9 protein-coding genes are annotated in these 7,928 nt (G+C 36.3%); 8 read left to right on the top strand and 1 reads right to left on the bottom strand.

Features of this window, described 5'->3' with window-relative positions:
* From ACIQ6Z_RS08220 to ACIQ6Z_RS08195, 6 genes are all read left to right on the top strand, one after another.
* The coding region (locus ACIQ6Z_RS08220) for a four helix bundle protein (RefSeq protein ID WP_396210421.1) at nucleotides 1-315 on the top strand (315 nt) is incomplete at its 5' end.
* Between the two features lie 82 nt (nucleotides 316-397).
* Entirely contained in the window at nucleotides 398-1,222 is an 825-nt protein-coding gene (locus ACIQ6Z_RS08215; protein ID WP_396210420.1) for a thymidylate synthase, read from the top strand.
* Between the two features lie 55 nt (nucleotides 1,223-1,277).
* Entirely contained in the window at nucleotides 1,278-2,069 is a 792-nt protein-coding gene (locus ACIQ6Z_RS08210) for a T9SS type A sorting domain-containing protein (protein WP_396210419.1), read from the top strand.
* A 111-nt stretch (nucleotides 2,070-2,180) separates the two neighbouring features.
* A complete protein-coding gene (locus ACIQ6Z_RS08205) occupies nucleotides 2,181-2,666 on the top strand; it encodes a dihydrofolate reductase (protein WP_396210418.1) in 486 nt (161 codons plus the stop codon).
* 151 nt (nucleotides 2,667-2,817) lie between these two features.
* Nucleotides 2,818-3,549, top strand: a complete 732-nt coding sequence (gene ubiE / locus ACIQ6Z_RS08200; protein WP_396210417.1) for a bifunctional demethylmenaquinone methyltransferase/2-methoxy-6-polyprenyl-1,4-benzoquinol methylase UbiE — start codon at nucleotides 2,818-2,820, stop codon at nucleotides 3,547-3,549.
* A 1-nt stretch (nucleotide 3,550) separates the two neighbouring features.
* Entirely contained in the window at nucleotides 3,551-4,243 is a 693-nt protein-coding gene (locus ACIQ6Z_RS08195) for a porin family protein (RefSeq protein ID WP_396210416.1), read from the top strand.
* Here the strand turns inward: ACIQ6Z_RS08195 and ACIQ6Z_RS08190 are convergent.
* The gene (locus ACIQ6Z_RS08190) at nucleotides 4,240-4,971 is read right to left on the bottom strand and encodes a TrmH family RNA methyltransferase (protein ID WP_396210415.1); all 732 of its coding nucleotides are present in this window, start codon (nucleotides 4,969-4,971) and stop codon (nucleotides 4,240-4,242) included. The two genes, ACIQ6Z_RS08195 and ACIQ6Z_RS08190, sit on opposite strands and share 4 nt — an antisense overlap.
* Before the next feature lie 36 nt (nucleotides 4,972-5,007).
* Here ACIQ6Z_RS08190 and ACIQ6Z_RS08185 point away from each other — a divergent pair, with 36 nt between their 5' ends.
* A complete protein-coding gene (locus ACIQ6Z_RS08185) occupies nucleotides 5,008-7,572 on the top strand; it encodes a BamA/TamA family outer membrane protein (RefSeq protein WP_396210414.1) in 2,565 nt (854 codons plus the stop codon).
* A gap of 47 nt (nucleotides 7,573-7,619) precedes the next feature.
* Nucleotides 7,620-7,928, top strand: a 309-nt coding sequence (locus tag ACIQ6Z_RS08180; RefSeq protein ID WP_396210413.1) for a class II fructose-bisphosphate aldolase, incomplete at its 3' end; no start/stop codon positions are given.

Below are 7,928 nucleotides of genomic sequence, written 5' to 3'. Positions count from 1 at the left end.
GGGCTAGTTAAAGAAATTTATTTTTTACTGAAAATAATGCCTGATGAAGAAAAATATGGATTAACCTCTCAAATAAAAAGAAGTGTAATTTCTATTCCTTCAAACATAGCAGAAGGTTGTGCAAAAAAATCAAATAAAGATTTTTCAAGATTCTTAGAAATTAGTCTAGGTTCTTGTTATGAATTAGAAACCCAATTAATTTTATGTGCAGATGTTGATTTAATTCCAGAAAAAAATATTGAAAATAAAATTATACTTTTACAAACCATCGAAAAGAAAATCACATCTTTCATAAATTATTTAGCCAAACAATAACCCATCACCTATTACCCATCACCTATTACCCATCACCTATTACCAATCACCTATTACCAATCACCTATTACCAATAATAAGTATGAAGCAATACCACGACTTAGTAAAACACGTTTTAGAAAACGGTCATCAAAAAGGCGACCGAACAGGAACAGGAACATTGAGTGTTTTTGGTTACCAAATGCGGTTCGATTTGAGCGAAGGATTTCCTATGGTAACGACCAAAAAATTACATTTAAAATCCATTATTTATGAATTGTTGTGGTTTTTAAAAGGCGACACCAATATCCAATATTTACAAGAAAACGGAGTAAAAATTTGGGACGAATGGGCCGATGAAAATGGCGATTTGGGTCCGGTATACGGCCACCAATGGCGCAACTGGAACAGCGAAGAAATTGACCAAATTACCGAATTAATCGAAACACTAAAAACCAATCCCAACAGCCGAAGAATGTTGGTTTCGGCATGGAATCCAAGTGTTTTACCGGATACTACTGTTTCCTTTGCTGAAAATGTAGCGAATGGAAAAGCCGCTTTACCTCCGTGTCATGCGTTTTTTCAGTTTTATGTAGCCGATGGAAAGTTGAGTTGCCAGTTGTACCAGCGTAGTGCTGACATTTTTTTAGGCGTGCCGTTTAACATTGCCTCTTACGCTTTGTTTACGATGATGATTGCCCAGGTGTGTAATTTACAAGTAGGCGATTTCATACATACTTTTGGCGATGCACATATTTACAACAACCATATCGAACAAGTTAATTTACAATTGTCTCGCGAATGTAGACCGCTACCAACGATGAAGTTAAATCCAAACGTTACAAATATTTTTGATTTCGCGTTTGACGATTTTACGTTAGAAGGCTATGACCCACACCCGCACATTAAAGGTGCTGTGGCGGTGTAATATTAATAGTATAATTAATTGCTAATTGATGAATATAAAACTCCCAGTAAAGTATATGTCAAAATTATTGTATACTTTGTTGTTGTTTTTTGTTTTCAATAACAACTTATACTCACAAATTATCTACACTGATATCTCCGACGTAACACCCAATGCGTCATACACTTTGGATCTAAACAATGATACCATTATTGATTTTATTATTCAATACGGAGGAAGTTCTGACACGATTGGAGTAATTTGTCACCCACAAAACAGTAATGCTTATGCCGGTACTATTATGGCAGGCAACTATTTACCATGGGCATTGGCAGCATCCAGCACCATTTGTCCATCAACAGCAACTTGGTATGACACAAACAACCCGGGCACTTTAGGATGGGGAACAAACCTAGGATATTGGGTGGGTGAAACCGACAAATATTTAGCATTAAAACTAATCGTAGGTACAAACACATACTATGGCTGGGCCCGTATTGATTTAGTAGCAACTTCATCTTCATTTACTCTAAAAGATTACGCCTACCAAAGCACGCCAAACTCATGTATACTAGCGGGACAGACAAACTTAAGAAATCCTGAAAATACAAACAAAAGTAGTGCTTTGATTTACCCAAACCCTATGATTACTTCCACAACTTTAAAATCAATAAACCCACTCTATAATGCTACCTTAACCCTCTATAATTCAAACGGGCAAACCGTAAAGCAAGTAACAAATATTTTAGGGTACGACATAAAAATTTTAAGGGAAAATCTTCAAAGTGGACTTTATTTCATTCATTTGAGTGATGGAAATAACATGCTAGCAGTAGAAAAATTACAAATTTCAGATGGTTACAAATAAACCATAAATTAGTTTAGCCTGTATTGCAAATTATTCCAATCTACCACTTAAAAAAGTGCCTGCTCCATTTCTCATTCAAATTTCATATCTTAGCCCTTCAAATAATAATCTATGCTCACCATAATCGCAGCCGCAGCCGAGAATAATGCTTTAGGAAAAGACAACCAACTCCTGTGGCATTTGCCTGAAGACTTTAAGCGTTTTAAAACGTTAACTTCTGGGCATTACATCATTATGGGGCGCAAAACCTTTGAGAGTTTTCCAAAACCTTTGCCTAATCGCACCCATATTATCATTACTAGACAAAACGATTATCAAGCCCCTGAAGGCTGTATTGTAGTGCCTAGTTTGGAAAAAGCGATGGAATTATGTCCGGCAAACGAAGAAGCTTTTGTGATTGGCGGAGGCGAAATTTACCAACAGGCGCTTGACGTAGTCGATAAAATAGATGTAACTCGTGTGCACACGACTCTTGACGCCGATACTTTTTTTCCAACCATCGATCCGACACTATGGGAAATGGTTTTTGAAGAATTCCACCCAAAAGATGATAAACATGCGTTTGATTTTACTTTTTTAACGTATGTAAAAAGGTAATGGGTGTTTGGTAAAAAACTAATCGCCATTTCAACCAATTGTCACATTTTCAAATTGACACATTGACTAATTAACTAATTGCCTCATTGGCACATTGACCAATTGACACATTGAAATTTTATCCGTACTTTTGCCATTCAAAAATCAAAACATGTCCAAAAACATTACCCCATATCAAAATTCTGATTTAAGTAAAAAAGAACAGGTGGCACAAATGTTTGACGCCATTTCTGAAAATTACGATGGCTTAAACAAAGTGATTTCTTTTGGAACAGACGCTAAGTGGAAGCAAAAAATTCTAAAAATGGTTGCTGCAAAACAACCCTCGACTGTTTTAGATATTGCAACAGGAACAGGAGATTTAGCAATTTTATTTGCGGAAACTTCGGCAACAGAAATTATTGGTTTGGATATTTCGCAGGGCATGTTAGACATCGGAAAGAAAAAAATTGAAGCCCAAAAATTAGATACAAAGATACAAATGGTATTGGGTGATGGGGAAAATATCCCGTATGCCGATGACTATTTTGATGTCATAACTGTAGCGTATGGCGTGCGCAATTTTGAACATCTAGAAAAAGGCTTGTCGGAAATCTTACGCACCTTGAAACCGGGTGGGCAATTCATCATTTTAGAAACGTCTGTACCTACAACGTTCCCTTTCAAACAGGGGTATTATGTATACACTAATTTCATTATGCCTACCATTGGAAAACTATTTTCAAAAGACAAAAAAGCCTATCAATACCTTTCTACTTCGGCACAAAATTTCCCATTCGGCGAAGCATTGAACAATATTTTACGAAAAATTGGGTTTATAGACGTTATACATATGCCACAAACTATGGGTGTGGCTACCCTTTATAAAGCATCAAAAAAATAGTATGAAAAAACTGATTATCGTATTGCTTTTTACTCAAATTGCAGCGGCTCAAGGCGGCATGTTTGGCAAAGATCCGATCATCAATAAGGAGAATTGGAACAAACAACGCGTGCATTGGGGCTACTTTTTGGGATTCAATAGCTTGGATTTTAAATTTGACTATTTAACAGTGGCTGAAGACATTCAAGTGGAAACCACTACCGGTTTCAATGTGGGTTTAGTTGGCAACTTGCGATTGACCGAATATTTCGATTTGCGCTTTGAACCCGGTTTGTACATTACCCAACGCAATCTAACGTATCCAGCGATTAACGATGCAAATGATCGTTTACGCGAAGTAAAATCGACCTATATCTTTTTTCCACTGCTGTTAAAATACTCGGCATTACGCGCTGGAAATGTGCGTCCGTATTTAGTAGGTGGTGTATCAACTGCATTAAACTTAGGGAGCAACGCTAAAATACAAGACGACAATTACAACGAGCGTTTTCGCATGAACGAATGGACCAATTTTTATGAAGTTGGCTTTGGCGTAGATATTTACCTGGAATATTTTGTTTTTTCACCTTCGATACGAGGTGTTTTTGGAATGAACGACGAACTAATTCGTGATAACACGCCAGGAAGTCCGTGGACCGGAAATGTACAAGCCATGAAAACCCGTGGATTTTTTGTAAATTTTACCTTCCACTAAATTCCGAAGCGTTTAAATTCACTTAATACAATAGCGGTAGCTGTAGCAACATTTAAACTTTCTGTTGCTCGCAAATCACCAAATCGTGGAATAGCAATCCGATGTGAAACAAGTTCTTCAATGGGCTTTGAAATCCCATTGGCTTCATTTCCCATCACAATAATACCTTCGCTTGGCAATGACTCTTTATAGATATTTTTTCCATTCATAAAAGTGCCAAAAACAGGCAATTGGGTTTTTGAAAGAAATTGGGATAGATCGCCATACACTATATTTACGCGACTAACAGATCCCATAGTTGCCTGAATTACTTTTGGATTATACACATCTACCGATTCCTCAGAACAATATAAGGTTTTAATACCAAACCAATCGCACAAACGAATAATAGTTCCTAAATTTCCGGGATCGCGCACATCATCAACTGCGACAATCAATCCATTTTCTTCAAAAGCCTTAACTTCAGGAATTTTGAATAGCGCCAAGCAACTATTAGGCGTGGTTAATGCACTTATTTTTTGCAATTCGGCACTCGTAATGGCATACACTTTACTTGAATCAACAGCAAACAATTTGGTATTCGTTGTGTATAATTCGAGCAATTCAAAGTTAGAATCGAGTAATTCCTGAACTCCCTTTACCCCTTCTACAAAGAAAAGCTGTTCCTGTTTTCTGAATTTTTTTTGTTGTAAACTGGTTATTCGTTTAATTTGGTTTTTACTAACCATAAAAATTGTATTTTTGACTAACTTTTAAAGAGTGCTTTGAGAAATAATTTATCAAAAATAACATTATTATTTGTATTCGGAACAATAATTTATTCGTGTTCGTTAGTTAAGCGTGTACCCTCAAGAAAACAATTACTGACAAAAAACGAAATTATTTTTAACAATGAAACGGTTAGAGAAGAGCGTATTACCAATTTAGTCGTTCAGCAACCCAACTCCAATATTGCTGGTTTTCCACTGCGATTGCACTTGTTTAATTTGGCAAAAAAAAATACCGATTCTTTATACCAAGCTTGGCTAGACAAAAAGCCTGAGCGCAGAAAACACCTAAAAAAGTGGCTCTCAGACAAACAAGTGGCACGTTTAGGGCAATCGTTTTTTGTGGGTGGAATCAATAATTTTTTGAAAAAAACAGGAGAAGCCCCGGTTATTGTTGATGCTAAAAAAACCCAACTTTCAAAAGAACGCTTATCCGGATTTTATTACAACAGTGGATATTTAAAAAATGAGGTGAATTATGTTTTAGATACTATAGGTACGAAAAAAAGCAAAATTACCTATCGCGTTACTACAGGAAAACCCTATGTTTTGGATTCGATTTCTAGAGCTATTGAAACCCCCGCGTTGGATAGTTTGTATGCGTTGGAACAAAACAAATCATTGCTTAAAACCAGTACACAATATTCATATATGAATTTTGATGCCGAACGCAAACGCATTACCCAGCAATTTAGAAATAATGGTGTTTATCATTTTCAAGAAAACCATGTGAAGTTTGAGGCCATCACAAATGATGCTATTCAAAAAATGAATGTGGTATTAAAAATTGAAGATCGAAACGTAAAAGTGGGCGATACTTTAATCAAGAAACCGTTTACTATTTATACAATCAGTCAGGTCAATATATTTACCAACACTACATCCAATAAAGAAAAAAACAAAGCCCAAGATAGTGCGGTCTACAACAATTACAACCTCTACAGCTCGGGACGTTTGGATTACAAACCAAAAGCGCTTACCAATGCCATATTCATTGAAAAAGGAAAGCTTTTTAGCGATACCGATCGCGCCTTAACTTCAAAAGCATTGAGCAATTTGAATATGTTCAATTATCCAAATATTGAGTACCAGCAAGATCCGAGCGATTCAACCAACACCTCATTAATAGCAAATATCTATTTAATCAACAAGCCTAAATTTAAATGGACACCCTCTATCGATTTGGCAACCTCAGATATTCAAGAATTTGGAATTAGTGGAACGATGTCCTTAACGTGGCGTAACATATTCAAACGTGCTGAGGTTTTAGAAATTTCGACCCGCGGTAATTTTGGATCTTCGCAAGATTTGGCCAATCCAAACAATGTGTTTTTCAATATCTCAGAATATGGCGCCGATGTAAAACTTAACTTTCCACGAATTTTCTTTCCCATTAATGTAAAGAACATCATTAAAAAAGAGATGTTTCCCAGCACGCAGATCAGTACCGGAATAACCAATCAAAGAAACATTGGATTAGACAAACAAAGTTTATCGGGGGGCATCAGTTACAGTTGGACTACGAACAACGCTAAAAACAACTTCAAATTTGAGTTGATTGGCGTTAATTATGTGCGAAACCTAAATGCAGACAATTATTTCAATGTGTATCTAAATTCGTACAACACATTAAACCAACTGGCTCGAATATATAATACCAACACAGCTTGGGTAGACACAAGTAATAATTTAACCAGTGATGGGGCAGTCAGCTTTATTGATTTTGTAGAAAATGATGGCTATCCTAATTTAAGCCCGGGCGATGAAGATTATAAAATCATTCGGAGTATAGGCGAGCGAAGAACCCGATTGATCGAAGATAACATGATCGTATCGTCAAGTTTTGTATTCAATAAGACTACCAAAAACAACCTCAACGATAGAAATTATTATAATTTTAAAGCAAAGATAGAATCAGCAGGAAATGTATTGTCGTTATTAGGCAAAGGGTTAAATTTAAATGAACAAACAAGTACCACTAATGCTAAAAAATTATTTGGCATTGAATATTCACAATACATCAAAACCGAAGTTGATTTTGTAAAGCATTGGGATTTTGGTAAAAAAAATACACTTGCCATGCGATCTTTTGCAGGTATTGCTATACCTTATGGAAATGCCAAATCTATTCCGTTTTCTAGGAGTTATTTTTCAGGTGGATCAAACGACAACAGAGGTTGGCAAGCCTATAGTTTAGGTCCTGGACGAAGCGGCGGTGTCCTAGATTTTAACGAAGCCAACTTGAAATTAGCCTTCAGTACCGAATACCGATTTAGAATTGGCGGTAATTTATACAGTGCTTTATTTGTCGATGCCGGCAACATCTGGAATGTGTTAGATAATGTGAGCGACAAAGACTACACCTTTAATGGTCTGGCCTCTTTAAAAGACATTGCGATTGGTTCGGGTATTGGATTCCGCTATGATTTTGATTTTTTTGTCTTCCGATTTGATTTGGGGTACAAAACCTATGATCCAGCTCGTGAAACACAAGAACGTTGGTTTCGAGGCATCAACTTTAGCAAAACGGTGCTAAATTTTGGAATTAATTATCCATTCTAATTTTATAAATTCTTATTTTTGCAGTCTTATAATAAAAACATACAACTATGAGTCACAATATTAAGCCAGGTGTTGCTACCGGAGATCAAGTGCAAGAAATTTTTAACTATGCAAAACAAAAAGGGTTTGCATTACCTGCAGTTAATGTTGTGGGATCAAGCACTATTAATGGAGTTTTGGAAACTGCAGCTAAATTAAATGCGCCAGTTATCATTCAATTTTCAAATGGTGGGGCCCAATTTAATGCCGGTAAAGGAATGTCAAATGAGCATCAAAAATCGGCTATTTTAGGAGCGGTTGCAGGTGCAAAACACATCCATACACTAGCCGAAGCTTATGGTGCAACTGTGATTTTA

The organism is Flavobacterium sp., from assembly GCF_044376915.1.
In the GTDB taxonomy this organism is placed as follows: Bacteria; Bacteroidota; Bacteroidia; order Flavobacteriales; family Flavobacteriaceae; genus Flavobacterium.
Note: the sequence above shows the minus strand (reverse complement) of the source record. Positions and strands in the feature narration are given on the sequence as shown.